Here is an 18,292-nt window from a genome sequence, read left to right as displayed (position 1 = left end):
CCGCGGGCACCCCGGACCCGGACAGAGCAGATGTGGGAGAGAAACCATGACGAAGACTCTCTACGAGATGGGCGAGACCCCGCCCCTCGGTGAGGTCCCGCGGCAGATGTACGCCTCGGTGATCCGCCAGAACCGCTTCGGAGAGCCGAAGCAGGCGTTCCGCACCGAGGTCGTCGACACCCCCCAGGTGGGCCGGGGCCAGGTGCTGGTCTACGTGATGGCCGCCGGCATCAACTACAACAATGTGTGGTCCTCGCTGGGCGTGCCGGTCGACGTCATCGGCATGCGGCAGCGCCAGGGCCAGCCCGAGGACTTCCACATCGGGGGCTCGGAGGCCTCCGGCGTGGTGTGGGCCGTCGGCGAAGACGTCCGCAACGTCGCGGTGGGTGACCACGTGCTGCTCACCAGCGGCCAGTGGGACGAGGCCGCCGCGGACATCCGGCTGGGCACGGACCCTCTGGTCTCGGAGAGCATCAAGGCCTGGGGATACGAGACCAACTACGGTTCCTTCGCGCAGTTCTGCCGCGTCGACGAGTACCAGTGCCACCCCAAGCCCGCCCATCTGTCGTGGGAGGAGTCGGCGGCGTTCCTGCTCACCGGGCCCACCGCCTACCGGCAGCTGTTCGGCTGGCAGGGCAACACGGTCCGCCCCGGTGACCCCGTGCTGATCTGGGGCGGTGCGGGCGGCCTCGGGTCGATGGCCATCCAGCTCGTCAGGCTGGCCGGCGGCATCCCGATCGCCGTGGTCTCCAGCGAGGACCGCTCCGAGTACTGCCGCCGCCTCGGGGCGGTGGGCACCATCAACCGCCGTGACTTCGATCATTGGGGCCGGCTGCCCGATGCCGGGGACGCCGAGGCGTCGGCGCGGTTCCTGCGCGGCGCTCGCGGGGTCGGCAAGAAGGTCTGGGAGATCCTCGGTGAGCGCAGGTCCCCGCGGATCGTGCTGGAGCACAGCGGCCAGGACACCCTGCCGACCTCGATGTACCTGTGCGACAACGCCGGCATGGTGGTGATCTGCGGTGGCACCTCCGGCTACAACGGCGACGTCGACCTGCGCCACCTGTGGATGCGCTCCAAGCGCCTCCAGGGCTCGCACTACGCCGACACCCGCCAGTGCCGCGAGGTCATCAGCCTCGTCGGCGCCGGCATGCTCGACCCCTGTCTGTCCGTCTGCGAAGGCCTCCAGGACATCGGGCGCATGCACCAGATGATGCACGACAACGTGCACCCCTCCGGGAACATGGCCGTCCTCGTGAACGCGCCCCGGCGCGGCGAGATCGCGCTCGAACTCGCCGCCGCCTGACCGTCCCGCCGTACGAACCCCCTTTCCACAAGCGCTAGGAGAGTCATGCCCGAGCCCACCGTCGACGTTCCCGCCGTCCCCAAGGCCCGCAGCTGTCCGTTCCTGCCGCCGGACGGCATCGCCGACATCCGGGCGGCCGCCCCGGTGACCCGGGCCACCTTCACCAGCGGCCAGGAGGCGTGGCTGGTGACCGGTTACGAGGAGGTGCGCGCCCTGCTGCGCGCCCCCTCGTTCAGCGTCCAGGTGCCCCACGCACTGCACACCCAGGACGGCGTCGTCACGCAGAAGCCCGGCCGCGGCAGCCTGCTGTGGCAGGACGAGCCGGAGCACACCTCGGACCGCAAGCTGCTCGCCAAGGAGTTCACCGTCCGGCGCATGCAGGCGCTCCGGCCGAACATCCAGCGCATCGTCGACGAGCACCTCGATGCCATCGAGGCGCACGGCGGCCCGGTCGACCTGGTGAAGACCTTCGCCAACCCGGTGCCGTCCATGGTGATCTCCGACCTGTTCGGTGTCCCGGTCGAGCGCCGGGCGGAGTTCCAGGACATCGCCGAGGCGATGATGCGGGTCGACCAGGACGCCGCCGCCACCGAGGCCGCCGGCATGCGCCTGGGCGGGCTGCTCTACCAGCTCGTCCAGGAGCGCCGGGCCGACCCCGGGGACGACCTGATCTCGGCGCTGATCACCACAGAGGACCCCGACGGCGTCGTCGACGACATGTTCCTCATGAACGCGGCCGGCACCCTGCTGATAGCGGCCCATGACACCACCGCCTGCATGATCGGCCTCGGCGCGGCGCTGTTGTTCGACCGCCCCGACCAGCTGGCCCTGCTTCGCGAGGACCCCTCGCTGGTCGCCAACGCGGTCGAGGAGCTGCTGCGCTACCTCACCATCGGCCAGTTCGGCGGCGAACGCGTCGCCACCCGGGACGTCGAACTCGGTGGCGTGCGCATCGCCGAGGGCGAGCAGGTCGTCGCGCACGTCCTCGCCGCCGACTTCGACCCCGCCTTCGTGGAGGAGCCGGAGCGGTTCGACATCACCCGCCGCCCCGCCCCGCATCTGGCCTTCGGCTTCGGCGCACACCAGTGCATCGGCCAGCAACTCGCCCGGATCGAGCTGCAGATCGTCTTCGAGACCCTGCTCCGCCGTTTCCCGACCCTGCGCCTGGCCAAGCCCGTCGAGGAACTCCGCTTCCGTACCGACATGGTCTTCTACGGCGTGCACGAGCTGCCCGTCACCTGGTGACCTCCGCACCACCGCTCACTCCCAGAGGTGATCAGCGCCCGCGGACCGCGTGCGCTGATCACGCCTTCCGCCGCCGCCTCGCGCCGGGGGCGGCCAAGGCGGCCGTGCGCACCACTGGTTGCCCTGCTTCAAGTACATGACCGTCGGACCTGGATTGCCCGCGTGCCGGTCTTCGTGCCGCCGGGACTCTCCCGCCGCTGCCGCGGTCCTCGCGCCGACCGTCCCCGAAGCCGCTTGCCGCACGCCACAGCGCGACGCAGTGGCGGTCGCGTCCCGGGCGGCCCGGCGCGCAGTCCCGTTCACCGAGGCGGCCGTCACCGAGCACGGAGCCGGTCACTTGCCCGACGAAGGGTCCGGGGCCGGACGGCCGGGTGCAGACAGGGCTGCGTACGGCCTTGCCGACGGACTGAAACCTGTTTCCCGTAGCCCATCACTCACCGATGAACGACCGCACTGCCGATTGTTCGAAAGGCACGACATGACCGAGACCGAAATGCGCCTCACCGGGTCGCGGACTCCGTCCTTCCCTCAGGACCGGACCTGCCCGTACCAGCCGCCGAAGGCCTACGCGGAATGGCGGGGCGAGAGCCCGCTGACGCAGGTCACGCTGTTCGACGGCCGACCGGCGTGGCTGATCACCGGGCATGCGGAGGGACGGGCGCTGCTCGTCGATCCCCGGCTGTCCTCCGACTGGGGTCACCCGGCCTTCCCCGTCGTCGTCCGGCGCACCGAGGGCCGGGACGGGCTCGCCTTCCCGCTGATCGGCGTCGACGACCCCCTGCACGCCCGTCAGCGGCGCATGTTGATCCCCAGCTTCGGCGTCAAGCGCATGAACGCCATCCGTCCCAGGCTTCAGAGCCTCGTCGACCGGCTTCTGGACGACATGCTGGCGGAGGGGCCGGTCGTGGACCTGGTGTCGGCCTTCGCCCTGCCGGTGCCCTCCATGGCGATCTGCGAGCTCCTCGGCGTCCCGTACGGCGACCATGACTTCTTCGAGGAGTGCTCCCGCGACTTCGTGGGCGCCGCGACGTCGGCGGAGGCCGACGCGGCCTTCGGCGAGCTCTACACGTATCTGCACGGCCTGGTCGGGAAGAAGCAGGCCGAGCCCGAGGACGGTCTGCTGGACGAGCTGATCGCACGCCAGTTGGAGGAGGGCGGGCTGGACCACGACGAGGTGGTCATGATCGCGCTGGTCCTGCTGGTGGCCGGCCACGAGACCACCGTCAACGCGATCGCCCTCGGTGCCCTCACGCTCATCCAGCACCCCGAGCAGACCGACGTGCTGCTGAGGGATCCCGGTGCGCTCCCGGGAGTGGTCGAGGAGCTGCTGCGGTTCACCTCCGTCTCCGACTACTTGGTCCGGATGGCCAAGGAAGACATCGATGTCGGCGGCGAGACCGTCAGGGCCGGGGACGCGGTGCTGGTCTCCATCACACTGATGAACCGCGACGCGAAGGCGTACGAGGACCCCGACGTCTTCGACGCCCGGCGCACCGCACGCCACCACGTCGGCTTCGGCCACGGCATCCATCAGTGCCTGGGGCAGAACCTCGCCCGCGCCGAACTCGAGATCGCCCTCGGCGCGCTCTTCGCCCGCATCCCGGGCCTGCGGCTGGCCGTACCCCTGGACGAGGTGCCCATCAAGGCCGGCCACGACGCCCAGGGCCCGATCGAGCTCCCGGTCACCTGGTGAGGGGCCGGGCGGAAGGAACGGAAGGAAGCGAGACCGGCCACACCATGCGCATCACCGTCGACCGCGACCGGTGCATCGGCTCCGGCCAGTGCGTCATGACCGCACCCGGCGTCTTCACCCAGGACGACGACGCGCTGGTCGCCCTGGTCCCGGGACATGAGGACGCGGCGGCGGACCCGCGCGTGCGCGACGTCCCCATGGCCTGTCCGGTACAGGCGATCGCGATCCACGAGGACTGAGCCGCGTCGGCCGTGAGGCCCGGGGGTCCGCAACCGTGCGAGTGGTGGCTCTCCGGGAGCCGGGCGGTCAGGGCCACCGCTTGTTGAATCCCGCAGCGGCGCGTCACGGGGACATGGAACTGGATGAGTCGACCGGCGAGGCAGAGCATGGATCCATCACGCTCGTCGGCCGGAGCCGGGCCCGACCCGTCCCGGGCCCCGCCCCGTGAGCGCGTCGTCGGCACCGTGGCTCAGCAGTTCGTGGAGCAGCGGGGTCGCGGGCAGTGCCGGGTGGAGGTACACGCGCTCGCGGCGTTGTTCGACGGCGGCCAGGAGCTTCCGGAAGGTGGTCCTCGCCTCCTCGATCCGCCCGCCGTGATGTTGCGCCTGGCCCAACAGGCCCAGGTGGAGCGGGTGGCGTAAGCACGTCCTGGACTGGCCCAATTCAGCCAGTGAGGTGTGGATGAGGTCGAGGCCGTCGTCGTGATGTCCTGTGTGCGCCAGGCCCCACCCTTTGACGACGCCCAGCATCGCCTTCCAGTAGAGCAGTCCGTGTTCGCCCGCGACGCGGATGCCCTCGTCGCTAGAGGCGAGTGCGGTGAGGGTGTCACCCTCCCAAGCCGCCACGACCCCGTCCACGTACAGCGCGAAGGAGCGGTCGGACGGCCTGCTTTCGTACTCGGTGAGGCTCAACAGCTCACGTCGGCGCGCGCCGGCGGTCCGCCGGTGTCCAAGGAGCCAATGGGTGAAGGTGTCGTAGGAGCGGCAGGAGACGCGTGGGTCGTGCTGGAAGGTTCGCGCCAGCGCGTGATTCTCGTTGGCGAAACGATCCGCTATGCCGACGCCGCGCTCCAGTTCGGCGAGTGCCTGCGGGAGCATCCCGCGCACATGCAGCACGATGCCTTCCCCGTACGCCGCACCGAGCGCCGCCACGGGCTCCCAGGTCTGCCGCGAGATCTTCCGCAGCAGGCCGGAGAACTGCCGAGAGGCGTCGTAGCGGCCGGTGACCATGTACGCCGTGCACAGCGCCCAGAGCACCGACGGGTCCTCGGGGGCGTGAGCTGCCGTGCTGAGGGCGCGACCGCGCGTCAGCGCCGTCTCGGCCTCGGGGTGGCCGTAGCCGCGAGTGGTGGCGAGTACCTGGCCGAGTTGGATGTGCAGGTCCTGTTCCAACCTCCCTGTGGCGGGATCGTCCTGCGGCAGGAAGCCGACCAGGTGCACGGCGCGGCGCAGCCAGATCTCCACCTGCTCGTACGCCATGGACTGCTCGGCGTGTTCCGCGGCGAGCAGCAGCCGAGGCAGCACCTCGGCGGCGGGCAGCGCACTCTTGGCGTGCCAGCTGTGATGCGCCACCCGCTCGATCTCCTCGTCCCCCACCTGCCCGCGCCTGCGTGCGCACAGCGCGTCGGCGACCCTGGCGTGCAGACGGTGGCGGTCCTCACGGGGGAGCTCGTCGACGAGCGTCTCCTGGACCAGGGCGTGAGCGAAGTGCAGCCGTCCCGGATGGTGCGGGTCCTCCCCGAGCAGGCCGGCACGGATGGCCGACTCAAGACCCGCGACGACCGGTTCGTCGTGCGTGGCGGTCCGGTGCAACAGGTCGGTGTCCACCTCGGCGCCGATGACGGCGCACAGGTGAAGCACCCGCAGGACCGGCTCGGGCAGCGCGGCGAACCGCTGGTGCAGTGCCTCGCGTACTCCGGTGGGAATGTGAGCCAGGAGCGTGTCGGCCGCATCCGGGCGACGCAGCTTACGCGCGTCGTCCACGAGAGAGAGAAGCTGGATCACCGAGTACGGGTTGCCTTCGCTGCGCCGGTGCAGCACCTCGACGACCTTCGGGTCCACACCAGGTCCTGCGTGTGCCTCGACGAGGGCACCGACGGCCTGCGGGGAAAGCCCGCCGAGCCGCAGCGTCTCGGTCCTGGGGCCGCGTAGCACCTCGGAGACCATCCGGCGCAGCGTCGCGTCCGACTCGGCCTCGAACGCCCGCGCCGTGAGCACGATGCTGATCGGATGGCCCTGGCAGCGGGTGCTCAGCAGCCTGAGCAGGTCGAGGGAGGCGGTGTCCGCCCATTGCAGATCTTCGAGGAGCAGGACGAGCGGGCGTTGCCCGGCGAGGGCGAGCAGCACCTCGCAGACCGCGTCATGGGTGAGGAAGCGGGCCTGGCACCAGTCGGAGGCCCGTCCCGGGCCTCCGGCACGGGCCGCCGACCGTTCGGGCATCAGTGGGGCGAGCAGGGCGCCGAACGGTTCCGTCGCCTCGCGAAAGGCATCCGGCCGGGTCGCGGACAGCCGCCGCAGGATCTGCGTCCACAGCCAGTAGGCGGGCACGCCCTCGCCGGGGAAGCAGTGGCTCCAGAACACCTCCAGCCTGGAGCCGTTCTCGTGCGCGTCCATGCTCTCCAGACGCGCCGCGAGTTCGAGCAGCAGGCGGGTCTTTCCGACTCCCGGGGGGCCGAGGACACCGGCCACATGGCCATGGCCCACGACCGCGCTCGCGGCCGCGGTCGTCAGGCGGTCGAGCTCCTGGCCACGGCCGGTGAACGGCGAGGGGGCAGGCGCCCACCCCGACTCGAACTCCGGGGATTCCCCGGCTTCCGGGGCGGCAGCCGGCTCGTGTTCCGGTCCGGGTACGGGCCGCGACCGGGACGACCCGGTCCGCGTGCCGGCGGCATCCGCCCGCGGGCCCGGCGGCACGTCGGTTCGCGCCCTCGGGCGCGCGTCGGTCCCCGCGATCCCCTCGCGTTCGACGGCCGTGCCGGACTCGTCCGTCCCGTCGGCGCCGCCGGATGCCACCACCGGGCCGTACCCCCGGACCGTGACGGCCGTCCCGCCGTTCCAGGAGGCCCCGAAGCTCTGCAAGCCCTCGGAGTCGTGTACTCCGACGTCACCGATCTCGTTCGTCACCGGCGGGACACACGACGCTCCGGTGGACTCGAGCAGTGGGGGAGACAGCTTCTTCGAGGGGGCGCTCGCTCCCGGCTCCTGGCGCAGGATCGCACCTCTGACCCGGCGCAGTTCGGCCGCGGTGTCCACGCCGAACTCATCGACCAGATGCCTGCGCGTCCGCTCGTACACCTCGAGCGCCTCGGCCTGCCGCCCGAGCCGGGACAGTGCCGTCATGAGGTGGCCGACCAGCCGCTCCCGCGTGGGATGACGGCGCGCCTCCCCGTCCAGATCGGCGGCCACCTCCTCGGCCGCGCCGAGAGCCAGCCGTGCCTCGGCGCGGGACTCGACGGCGGTGAGCCGGATCTGTTCGAGTCGGGTGCACTCGTCGCTGAGCGGCGGATGGCCGTCGAACTCCGCGTACGGCGAGCCGCGCCACAGCCCCAGGGCCTCGGTGAGCCGTGCATGCGCGGCGCGCGGATCGCGCTGCTCCAGCAGCCGCCGTCCGTCGGTGACCAGACGCTCGAAGCGGCAGGCGTCGACCTGTTCGGGGTCGAGATCGAGGACATAGCCCGGTGTCCGATGACGCAGCACCGAAGTTTGGCCTGTTCCCGTCTTTGTGCGCAGGGACCGTCGCAGATGGGAGACGTGACTCTGGAGTGTGGCGACGGCGTGTCGGGGCGCCTGCTCACCCCACAGTTCCTCGACGAGCAGCTCGGTGGGCACCACCCGGCCGAGGCGTATGAGCAGCAGGGCGAGCAGGGTTCGCCGACGTGGCGGGCCGAGCGGCAGGTCATGCCCGTCGTGTCGCGCCGACATGGGCCCCAGAACGCTCAGGAGGAGCTCAGCCCGGCCGGTCGTCCCGGGTGACACGTCTGCGGGCGGAGGGAAAGGCATGAACGGTCCTCATCATGCTTGCGGATATGGCTGACGGACAGTTCGAGCTGGCTGTTCTCACACCTTCTTCTGTGGATCCTGACATGGCGAACGACGCCCTCCAAGCCGGAGATCCGGCGATTGGCAAGAAAGCGTCAGGTGTCCGGCAAGGATTTCGACAAGGGGGCCTGGAAACGACGGCGGGCGGCGGCAAGGTACCGCCAGCGGCTCGACCAGAACCCTGCAAGGGCCGTGACGCACGATGTTCGCATCTGGAGTTACCGCTGGTCCCAGGGCCGATGACGCCCCTGCCGACAGCCTCACGGCCGTTCGCCGGCGTCCGAGTTCATTTCGCCCAAGTTTCTGGGAGGTCTCTCTTGCTGAGTCCAGCACCTGCAACTCCGGGCCTGTGCATGGCGAGTCTCGATAAAACCTTGACCATCCAGCAGGCGAACCAGGAGTTCTTCAGTCAGTTCAACGGATCGTCCGAGGACATATGCGGTCGCAATTTCCGTGACGTCGTGCACCCGAGCGTGCAGCAACCGTTGATGCGTCAATTATTGAATTTACTCGAAGGGAAACACCAGCGATTCGTCACGCCCGTCATCGCCGTGGGGCCCGGCGCGGAGTCCGCCTTCACCGTTCCCCTCACCGCGGTCGCGGTACGCGGCGTCCTGCCCGACACGACCGCGATCCTGGTCATGATGCCCACGGCCGGGGACGCCGAGCAGACACCTGTGATGCCCCGACGCAAGAAGATCCTCTCCTCGATGGACGCGCGCATCCTCGAAGGCGTCGCCGCCGGCGTCTCCACCATCCCCTTGGCGGCAAGCCTCTACCTCAGCCGGCAGGGCGTCGAGTACCACGTGACCTGCCTGCTGCGGAAGCTGAAGGTGCCCAACCGCGCCGCGCTGGTCTCCCGTGCCTACTCACTGGGCGTACTCAAGGTCGGCACCTGGCCGCCCCAGGTCGTGGACGACTTCGTGAAGTGAGCGGGCACGGGGCCCGCGCCGGGCGCCCGCGCGCGGGTGGCCGGCGCGGCGTTCGCCCGGGCCGGACACAGGGTCGCCGGACTCGCCGTTCACCCGGTATCCGGCAAGCACCTGGGGGAGCGGCTCGCGTGCGTGCACGCGCGGTGGACGAGCACCTCACCGGCGCCCACCACAGGCTCCGGGCCGCCGGACGGCCCGAACCGGCCGCGTCCTGCCCTCTGCCGCCCGGTCCGGCGGACGCCTGAAGACATGCGTGAACTCTGCCCGCGCCCGGGAGCGGGCCGTACCGTGACGCCCTCTTCCGCGCCCCGGGCAACCGAAGAGCCGTGCCTGGCCTTCACCGGGTCGGCCCGCGTCCGATCCGGACGTCGCCGACGGCCTTTGCGCGATCTCCACTCGGTCCGTTCCGCCCCGGACCGCCACTCCGGTCGGCGTTCCGATTCACCTTTCCCCCCAAGTTCAGGAGCCACAGCGTGATTGCCCACCAGCCTCTGTCCCGCCGCCGCATGCTCGGCCTGGCGGTCCTGGGTGCCGCCGCACTCGGGGGGCAGACCACGATCACCGCCGCCCCCCGGGCGGCCGCTGCCACCGCAACCAGTGGTTCCGGCGGCACGTTCGTCCCTGCCGTCGTGGTCGGCACCGGTTACGGCGCGGCCGTCTCCGCCCTGCGCCTCGGCGAGGCAGGGGTTCCCACCCTGATGCTGGAGATGGGCCGACTGTGGAACCAGCCCGGTCCGGACGGCAGCGTGTTCTCCGGAATGCTCAAGCCCGACAAGCGCTCCAGCTGGTTCAAGACCCGCACCGAGGCGCCGCTCGGCTCCTTCCTGTGGCTCGACCTCGCCAACCGGGACATCGAGCCCTACGCGGGCGTACTGGACCGGGTCAACTTCGACCAGATGTCCGTATACGTGGGACGCGGGGTCGGTGGCGGTTCGCTCGTCAACGGCGGCATGGCGGTCACGCCCCGGCGCTCGTACTTCGAGGAGGTGCTGCCCCAGGTCGACGCCGAGGAGATGTACACCAAGTACTTCCCCCGCGCGAACTCCACCCTCCGGGTCAACAACATCGACAAGAGCTGGTTCGAGCGGACCGACTGGTACTCGTTCGCGCGTGTCTCGCGCCGGCAGGCCTCGAACGCGGGCCTGAGCACCACCTTCGTGCCCAACGTCTACGACTGGGACTACATGCGCCGTGAGGCGGACGGTGCGGTGCCCAAGTCCGCGCTGGCCGCCGAGGTGATCTACGGCAACAACCACGGCAAGGTCTCACTCGACAAGAGCTACCTGGCGGCCGCCCTGGGCACCGGCAATGTCACCATCGAGACCTTGCACGAGGTCAGGACGATCCGTCAGCAGAACGACGGCACATATGCGCTGACCGTCGAGCAGAGGGACGCCGACGGCAAGCTGCTCGCGACGAAGGAGATCTCCTGCCGCCACCTCTTCCTCGGCGCAGGCAGCCTCGGCTCGACCGAGTTGCTGCTGCGTGCCCGGGAGACCGGCACTCTCCCGAACCTCAGCCCTGAGATCGGCGGAGGCTGGGGCCCCAACGGCAACATCATGACCGCCCGCGCCAACCACGTGTGGAACCCCACGGGCACCAAGCAGTCGTCGATCCCCGCCCTCGGCATCGACGACTGGGACAACCCGGACACCCCCGTCTTCGCCGAGATCGCCCCCCTGCCGGCGGGAGTCGAGACCTGGGCCAGCCTCTATCTGGCCATCACCAAGAACCCGGAGCGCGGCACCTTCGTCTACGACGCCGCCAAGGACCGGGCGGACCTGCGCTGGACCCGGGACCAGAACGCACCCGCGGTCGCGGCCGCGAAATCGCTGTTCGACCGCATCAACAAGGCCAACACCACCGTCTATCGGTACGACCTCTTCGGCAAGCAGATCAAAGCCTTCGCCGACGACTTCTGCTACCACCCGCTCGGCGGCTGCGTCCTCGGCAAGGCCACCGACAACTACGGCCGCGTCGCCGGATACAAGAACCTCTACGTGACCGACGGCTCACTCGTCCCCGGCAGTATCGGCGTCAACCCGTTCGTGACCATCACGGCACTGGCGGAGCGGAACGTCGAGCGCATCATCAAGCAGGACGTCACGGATTCCTGACCAGCGGTACGCGCGGCCCGACCGAGCCCCACCCCTTCTCCTCCCGGCGAACGCCCCGCCACGGCAGGCGGTCGAACCGAAACCGAAAAGGAACGACTCCGTGAACTCCCCGCTCACCGAGAACAACAGCCTCTGGATCCGCAGGTTCCACCCGCGCCCCGACAGCCGCGTCCGGCTGGTCTGCCTGCCCCACGCGGGCGGCTCCGCCAGCTTCTACTTCCCCGTGTCCCGGTCCATGCCCGACAGCGTCGACGTGCTGTGCGTGCAGTACCCCGGCCGCCAGGACCGCCGCACCGAACCTCTCCTGGACTCCGTACCGGCGCTCGCCGACAAGGTCTACGAGGCCCTCCTGCCCTGGACCGACCGGCCCATCGCCCTGTTCGGCCACAGCATGGGCGCCTCCCTCGCCTACGAGATCGCCCGACGGCTGGAGCAGGAGCGGGGCGTCATGCCCGCCGCCCTCATCGCCTCCGGCCGCCGCGCCCCGTCCACGCACCGTGACGAGGCACTCCACCTGCGCGACGACGACGGCCTCGTCGCCGAGATGCGCGGCCTCAGCGGCACCAACCCCCAGCTGCTGGGCGACGAGGAAGTCCTGCGCATGATCCTCCCGGCCATCCGGGCGGACTACCGCGCAGCCGAGACCTACGTCTGGGAACCCGGGCCGCCCCTGCGCTGCCCCGTGACCTGCCTCGTCGGCGACGACGACCCGAAGGTCACCGTGGAGGAGGCCGCCGCCTGGTCCGGGCACACCGACGGCCCCTTCATGCTGAAGGTCTTCCCCGGCGGTCACTTCTTCCTGGCCCAGCACCAGACGGAGATCGTCCGCCTCATGACCACCCAGCTGGAGGCGTCCGACCGGGCATGAGGACCGGCCTGCCCGTCGCGCCGTGAGACCTCCGCACGGCGCGACGATCCTGCTGCAGCACGTTGCCATGGCCTGCCGGCAGCAGGTCGTCCTGCAGGGCCCCCGACGGAGCGCTCCGTCACCCGCTCTTCCCGCACGTGCGGCGCGAGCTGACCGACGCGTACGTCAGGCTCGTCGGCATGAAGTCGTTCAGCGACCGCGCTGTCGACTGCTTCCGCTCCGCCGGGCCCGACGACCGCCGCTACCCGCTCTTCAGCCCTACGACGAAGATGAAGGTGAGTACGGAGGGCGAGAAGGCGCTTGGTCCTGGAACACGGACTCCGACCCCACAGTCCCTCGATGCGAACAGTGCTGAGTTCTTCGCACTGGCCAGGACTCTCCATGCCTGCGATTCGACATCAACTCCGGGCAGTGACATCCGGAATTCGGCCAGTGGCCACCCAGGATCTGATGACCGGCTCCGCGGGCGATCCGAAGACGCCCGCCAGCAGGACGTGTACCAGGAGTTTGACGGCCGTTGTGAACAACGCGGGGGAGGACTCCTGGTTGAAGCCCGCCCGGTCGATCACCAGGTGGCCGGCTGGTAGGGCACCGGCGTTGAGGTCTGCCCACAGGCCCATCGCCGCAGCGTCATCCAGCCTTGCGGGCAGACCCGGCAGCAGTGCACCGGGCAGCAGCCCCTGCTGTGGAGTAGGCCGGGCCGTCTCCCAGCACCTGACCCGCCAGGCAATCCGGTCGCCCTCTCCCGGCACGAACTCGCCACCCACCAGAGCCCTGAACTGCAGACGGCCATAGTTCTGTTGCAGTTCCAGGAGCGCGCGGGATCGGACGCCCGTGGTGGCCGGGCGTGCGAGGTCCAGCCCGCTGAACTGTCTCCTCCCCAGGAGTTTGAACTCAGGGCGGTCGTCGTCGACTGCCGCGCTTCGGCCGGACGTCCTCACCACAAACACGCAGTACTCCCCCTGTTTCACGCAAGACCGGAACCAGCGACGCGAGCGCGCGATGAACGGACCCAGCTACCGGCCGGACAAGCGACCCAAGAACCTCGGTGAGAAGCCGGCGAAAAGCTAAGCCGCTTCCTCGGATCACGGCTCATCTTCCCCTGCCGTCCCGATGACGTCAGGCTCGTCCCCAGCCGGGCGGAAGCAGGTCCCAGGAGTCACGACCGAGCCATTCGCCGAAGGTCACAGGCCGGGCGCCGCCAGTATGGTCGAGGGACAGCGGGATGATCAGGTCGCTTGTCGCCCGTCCGTCCCACCAAAGCGTCCCGGCGAACGGGCCCGTGATCACCAAAAGCGTGGCGAATCCGCAACCGTGCTCCTTCGCGACGAAAGACCCCGTTGTCTTCCGCTCGTTGAAGTCCCAATGCTCGGTGTTCCAGCCACTCATGGACTCCGAGAACGCGTCCTCATCCGCATGGTCCTCAGCCCGAGGCGGGCGCCGATAGGCTCCCATCCCGTCTGCCGTCGACCCACACACCGTGGAGCGGGCGTGGTTCCTGGCGTCCAGGTGGAGCGCGCCACTGTACGAACGACTGTGAGGCTTGGTTGCGGCATCGCTCGGGGGTCTGACCCACCGAACGATTGACGCTTCGGGCTGTCCTCCCCTGCAGTCTGCCGCGCCTCACCTCCATGCCGGTAAGGCTCAATTCTGGTTGGCCTCCCGCGGTCTGGCAGGTCTCGAAGGTGGGAGCAGACTCGGCGGCCGCCGAGACGACCGGCTGTGGTCGCAGTGCGGGTGCTGCTGCCGGTGGGACTCTCCTCGGCCTGACCACCTTGCCCTAGGACATCGCAGGAGCGAAGAAATTGCGCCCAGGGGACGTCGAGCCGTGAGAAGTGAGCCGCACTCGGCCCGGATCGAGCCGCAACCGTTCGGCTCGTACGCCGAGGCTGCCGCGCCGTCCCGGTCATCAACGTCCCTTCCAGCAGAGTTACATACCCCACTTTTCAGCCTGCGGGTGAGCACTCATTCGAGGCGCCCCGTTGAACCCAGTAACCGGTGACCCACCTCTAGACCGGTAAGTGAGGTTTGTACATGTCAAAGATCGGTCCCAAACAAACCAAGCGGCGTCTCCCCACCGCTGACTGCTGCCCGGGTTGGGTGCACCTTTGCTCCCGTCAACTCAAGGACTGAGGACGGTCGCTTCATGGACTACTGCATCCCGTGCAGCCGCACGCTCAACGGCGCCGTTACCTGCCCAGAGTGTGGGGCATACGACCCCGGCATGGCACAGCTGAGCGATCAGAGAGGCGGTGCTCCGGCCGTCGAGGCCGCGATGCCGGAGGTCCGCTCGAGTCGGGGACCGAGGTCCTCCGGGTCGCCCCTTCCCGGGTCACCGACTGCCCTGCAAGACCTGTCGGCTGACCGGTACGACCGTCCGGCGCGGCTGAAGAAGTATGCCGTCCGGTCTCTTGCCGCAGCCGCCTTCACCCTGCTCGGAGGCCTGGCCACCGCATCGGTGTTTCCCCAGTCGACGGCCCCACGAGCAGCCTCGATCCCGGAACAGCCGTCCCCCGAAGAGCCCGGGGTCCGCGTTCCCGATTCACAGGCTTCACCGGAGCGTGTGACCACGCACCCGGCCCGAAAGGGCGTCCATGACCGAAACGGTGACGGGATCTGGCGTCCTCTGCCAACGGCGACTCGCAGCACGTCACCGGTCTCTCGGCCTCCCGCCACCACCAGTGCATCGCCACCGGTGAAGGCGAAGCCGACCCCCCGAGCCTCCAGCGGCCGCCGCCCCAGCTCGCCCTCGCAGTCGGCAACCCCTTCCGCGAGGCCCTCCGCCAGTTCCTCCGCCAGTTCTTCCGTCAGTCCTTCCGTCAGCATCAGCGCCTCTTCTACCAGTTAGTGGCTCACCGAGCAGCAAAGGGGAAGCCGGTGGCTGAAACATGGGCAGGGCTCCCCAGCACAGAAACCTCCAGCTGGTCCGAGCACGGCATCCGTCTGATCGGCGGCGGGCTCGCCGGCGCCAACAGAGGCCACAACCACGCACCCGTCTGCCGTCAACGACGTGCGGCTGGTGGACTGAGGTGGGTCTCGCGCTTCCAGTGGTCATGGGGTTGCGGCGGTCGCCCAGCGCGCGGCACACCAGGTTGGCAGGGCGGCTTGGTGGCAGGTGGTGCAGACGCCGGTTCAGCACCTCGGAACGTCCTGGAGCGTGTCGAGGACTTGGTAGAGGGTGAGACCGGTCCGGGTGCTTTTGGGGCGAGGCGCTGTTCGGTGAGGAAGACGTGGGCGGCGGTCACGAGGGTGACGTGGTGGTGCCGGCCGGCCAGGATCGGCTTTCGAAGTGGTCCGGGCCCAGGCCGTGTTGAGTTCGCGGTAGTCGTGCTCGACGCGCCGGCGGACCTTGGCTGGACAGACCAGGTAGTGACGGGACTGCTTGTGGGAGCCGTTCATTTCTGTCCGTCGTCCCTCTGAGCCGCATCCCACGCACTGGGCACCGACGAGTAGCCGGCACCGACGATTCGGTGCTGGGAACGTGCGATCGCCCACAGTTATGTTGTGCACAATTAAATTGCGTACTAGCGTCTGTGCGCAGTACCCCACGAGAGGGAGGCGGCACAATGAATCCTGTTCGCTACGAGGACTACCGGCCCATCGAACGCCCGTCCTACCAGGAGGAGATGGAAGCAGTCATCGCCCAGGTGGCGCGTCGTACTCGCGCCTCGGTCGAGCGCGAGACCGTCGGCCGCGCTGTCCGCACGGCCCACGGCAAGACCTACGGCCTCCTCAAGGCCACGGTCACGGTTGGTGACAATCCAGGCTTCTACCGGCAGGGAATCTTCGCACGGCCGACCGCGTACGATGCCGTCGTCCGCTACTCGAACGGCTTGGGCCACGACCGCCCCGACCACCAGCTGGGCGCGGCTTGCGGAATGGGCATCAAGCTGTTCGGAGTTGCCGGCCCCTCGCTGCTGGACGACGAACGAGACAGCGGCACCTTCGACCTCAACCTGATCAACAACGATGTCTTCTTCGCGAACACGGCCTACGACTACATGGTGATCGAGGATTTGTTCGCCGAATTGCCCGAGGCTCTCGTGGACCCAGCCCGCCGCAAGACCTGGATGGCGGAGTTCCTGACCCGCCGGCTGACGCTCACCGATCCCGACAGCTGGCTGTGGGACGAACTGCTCGCCATGCTGTCGTTCACCGGTGTCCCGCGCAGGAACCTGCTGTCGTATACCTACAACAGCATGGGCGCCTTCCGTTACGGCGAACACATCGCCAAGCTCCGTACCGTGCCGACCGCCGCGTCCCTGGCCTCCATCACGCAGCAGATCGTGGACGTGCGCGCGGACAATGAGGCATTCCGCCGCACCCTGGTGGCCGAGGCCGCGGAGCGAGACCACTCCTTCGAGCTCCAGGTCCAGCTCAACACCGATCTGGCCCGTATGCAGGTGGACAACACGTCCGTCAAGTGGCCCGAGGACCTGTCCCCCTGGGTGACGGTCGCCCGGGTGGATCTCCCGCGCCAGGCTATCGGCGGGGACGACAACCTGGCGGCCGCCGACGTCACGTCGATCACGCCGTGGCGTTCACGTGAGGACCACCGGCCCATCGGCGAGATTCAGCGGGTGCGGCAGGAGGTGTACCGGCGCTCGTCCATCGAACGGCACCGCATCAACGGGCAAGAGCGGCGCGAGCCGGCCGGAAGCGCTGAGCTGCTGGGCTGACTGCCTCGGTCGCGCCCGCTGTCGCGCAGGTTATGTGGGCACGGCACCGCCGTCCACCGGCCCGCTGGACACCCAGGGGCGCGGCAGCCAGGTGGTGGCCGGCGGATCGGATGGCCAGCAGGTGTGTGGTGCCCCGGAGGCCGGCGGCGACTCCCGTGGCTCGGACCGGTTGAACCCGTGCACGAACCGCTCGTGCCCAGCATCCAGTTCACTCGCCCACAAGCTGACGTCAGCAAGGTCCCCATCCATATCCACGCACGTCATCTGCAAGCACCTGCGACTTCAAGATCCTGGGCGTCGACTTCGCAGGGCCGCCTGTCTTCGACCGGATCGGGCCCGGCCAGTCGAATCTGACCCAACTGGTAAGGGACCAGGAAGGCCGCAGGCGGGTGCTGCGGTGCCCACTGCTGGGTCGCCTGCTGGCGTCGGCGCACGACGTGGCCCGCGAGGCGCGGATTCTGACCGCGCTGGAGGGCGCTGCCGTCTCAACCCCGTGGATGCTCGGGCCGACCGACGGTGTCTGTGGGCGAGCAGCTCGTCGGCGCCACCCGCCTGTACGCCGTGTACGACCCGGTCTCCCTCCGCCGCCCCCACCAGCACGGTTGAGCTCCGGTGCTGGGTGCGCGCTGACTTCAAGGCCACCCATGAGGTAAAACCGCAGGTCCTAGCTCCGATCGGATGAGTTGTCGTACCACTCGATGGTGGTGCCGATGAGACTGGCGGCGACGATGCGCTTGAGACTGGCGGGGGGTGGGGGAGTGGTGGTTCCGGAGGCCATGTGCGCCACTTCCTCGTGTGCGGTGGGGGCGGGTACGTGTCGGCACACGGTAGGAAGAGGCATGTCAGGGGCACATGTGGTGGGGCAACATAGTTCGAGGGTTGGCTATGCGCGCGGCCACCATGCCGACTCACGGAAGCGGGGTGCGGGGGCTCGAAGTTCGACGCCCACGGCCAGGCGGACCTGGCATCCGGACTGAGCTCGCGCGAGGCGGCGGAACGGCACTACGACGGAGAGTTCGCCAGGTTCGAGAGCCCGCGCGCATGGTGGCGCATCGCTGAACTGCCCGACGGCGGCGGCCCGGTGGGCTTCGTGATCCCGGCCCGCAACAGCTACCACCCGATCATCGCGTACATCGGCGTCCTGCCCGCCCACCGCGGCAACGGCTACATCGACGAGATCCTCGCCGAGGGCACCCTCATCCTGGCCGCGGAGGGCGTCGACCGGATCAGGGCGTCCACGGACCTCGGCAACGTCCCCATGGCACGAGCCTTCGCCCGTGCCGGATACGTCGACTTCGAACGCTCCCTCAACCTGGTCTGGGACTGACCCCCTTCGCCGCGCCTCCGGATCTCTCCCCGAACGACCTTCGCCCCGCGCAGCCGGATGATCTCCTCTCGCGGGGCGGCGATACGGGCCA

At 69.3% G+C, this 18,292-nt stretch carries 11 protein-coding genes and 3 pseudogenes; 10 read left to right on the top strand and 4 right to left on the bottom strand.

All coding sequences use genetic code 11. The features are described 5' to 3' along the window. Window positions 1-46 precede the first annotated feature (46 nt). The 4 genes from ccrA to ACF07B_RS37205 all read left to right on the top strand — a co-directional run bounded on the left by ccrA (window position 47) and on the right by ACF07B_RS37205 (window position 4,480). Complete coding sequence (gene ccrA / locus ACF07B_RS37220; protein ID WP_392182170.1) at window positions 47-1,303, top strand: crotonyl-CoA carboxylase/reductase; 1,257 nt, start codon at window positions 47-49, stop codon at window positions 1,301-1,303. A 45-nt stretch (window positions 1,304-1,348) separates the two neighbouring features. Beyond that, the gene (locus tag ACF07B_RS37215; protein WP_392182169.1) at window positions 1,349-2,548 is read left to right on the top strand and encodes a cytochrome P450; all 1,200 of its coding nucleotides are present in this window, start codon (window positions 1,349-1,351) and stop codon (window positions 2,546-2,548) included. A gap of 478 nt (window positions 2,549-3,026) precedes the next feature. Beyond that, a complete protein-coding gene (locus ACF07B_RS37210; protein WP_392182168.1) occupies window positions 3,027-4,241 on the top strand; it encodes a cytochrome P450 in 1,215 nt (404 codons plus the stop codon). Between the two features lie 44 nt (window positions 4,242-4,285). Next, entirely contained in the window at window positions 4,286-4,480 is a 195-nt protein-coding gene (locus ACF07B_RS37205; RefSeq protein WP_069925204.1) for a ferredoxin, read from the top strand. 156 nt (window positions 4,481-4,636) lie between these two features. Here the strand turns inward: ACF07B_RS37205 and ACF07B_RS37200 are convergent, their stop codons facing one another. Next, window positions 4,637-8,161, bottom strand: coding sequence for a BTAD domain-containing putative transcriptional regulator (locus ACF07B_RS37200; protein ID WP_392182167.1), 3,525 nt, complete (start codon window positions 8,159-8,161; stop codon window positions 4,637-4,639). A gap of 470 nt (window positions 8,162-8,631) precedes the next feature. Here ACF07B_RS37200 and ACF07B_RS37195 point away from each other — a divergent pair, with 470 nt between their 5' ends. The 4 genes and pseudogenes from ACF07B_RS37195 to ACF07B_RS37180 all read left to right on the top strand — a co-directional run. Further along, window positions 8,632-9,210, top strand: coding sequence for a LuxR C-terminal-related transcriptional regulator (locus tag ACF07B_RS37195; RefSeq protein ID WP_369481859.1), 579 nt, complete (start codon window positions 8,632-8,634; stop codon window positions 9,208-9,210). Window positions 9,211-9,716: 506 nt separating this feature from the next. Beyond that, complete coding sequence (locus ACF07B_RS37190; protein WP_392182179.1) at window positions 9,717-11,327, top strand: GMC oxidoreductase; 1,611 nt, start codon at window positions 9,717-9,719, stop codon at window positions 11,325-11,327. Window positions 11,328-11,427: 100 nt separating this feature from the next. Then, window positions 11,428-12,195, top strand: a complete 768-nt coding sequence (locus ACF07B_RS37185; RefSeq protein WP_392182166.1) for a thioesterase II family protein — start codon at window positions 11,428-11,430, stop codon at window positions 12,193-12,195. A 128-nt stretch (window positions 12,196-12,323) separates the two neighbouring features. Beyond that, a pseudogene (locus ACF07B_RS37180) lies at window positions 12,324-12,497 on the top strand (acyl-CoA dehydrogenase); the annotation flags it as partial. Window positions 12,498-12,593: 96 nt separating this feature from the next. Here the strand turns inward: ACF07B_RS37180 and ACF07B_RS37175 are convergent. The 3 genes and pseudogenes from ACF07B_RS37175 to ACF07B_RS37165 all read right to left on the bottom strand — a co-directional run. Continuing rightward, window positions 12,594-13,166 carry a hypothetical protein gene (locus ACF07B_RS37175; protein ID WP_392182180.1) on the bottom strand — a complete coding sequence of 191 codons (573 nt, stop codon included), beginning with the start codon at window positions 13,164-13,166 and terminating at the stop codon, window positions 12,594-12,596. A 148-nt stretch (window positions 13,167-13,314) separates the two neighbouring features. Continuing rightward, the gene (locus ACF07B_RS37170; protein ID WP_392182165.1) at window positions 13,315-13,584 is read right to left on the bottom strand and encodes a hypothetical protein; all 270 of its coding nucleotides are present in this window, start codon (window positions 13,582-13,584) and stop codon (window positions 13,315-13,317) included. A 1,757-nt stretch (window positions 13,585-15,341) separates the two neighbouring features. Continuing rightward, a pseudogene (locus ACF07B_RS37165) lies at window positions 15,342-15,561 on the bottom strand (IS701 family transposase); the annotation flags it as partial. Between the two features lie 200 nt (window positions 15,562-15,761). On the opposite strand from ACF07B_RS37165, the gene ACF07B_RS37160 reads away from it, so the two are divergent. Beyond that, window positions 15,762-16,874 carry a catalase family protein gene (locus tag ACF07B_RS37160; protein WP_392182164.1) on the top strand — a complete coding sequence of 371 codons (1,113 nt, stop codon included), beginning with the start codon at window positions 15,762-15,764 and terminating at the stop codon, window positions 16,872-16,874. A 940-nt stretch (window positions 16,875-17,814) separates the two neighbouring features. Next, window positions 17,815-18,201, top strand: a pseudogene (locus ACF07B_RS37155) (GNAT family N-acetyltransferase); the annotation flags it as partial. Window positions 18,202-18,292: the final 91 nt, after the last annotated feature.

The organism is Streptomyces sp. NPDC015532 (genome assembly GCF_043078065.1).
Taxonomy (GTDB): domain Bacteria; phylum Actinomycetota; class Actinomycetes; order Streptomycetales; family Streptomycetaceae; genus Streptomyces.
The sequence above is the reverse complement of the archived record's forward strand: the minus strand, read 5'-3'. Positions and strand labels throughout refer to the sequence as shown.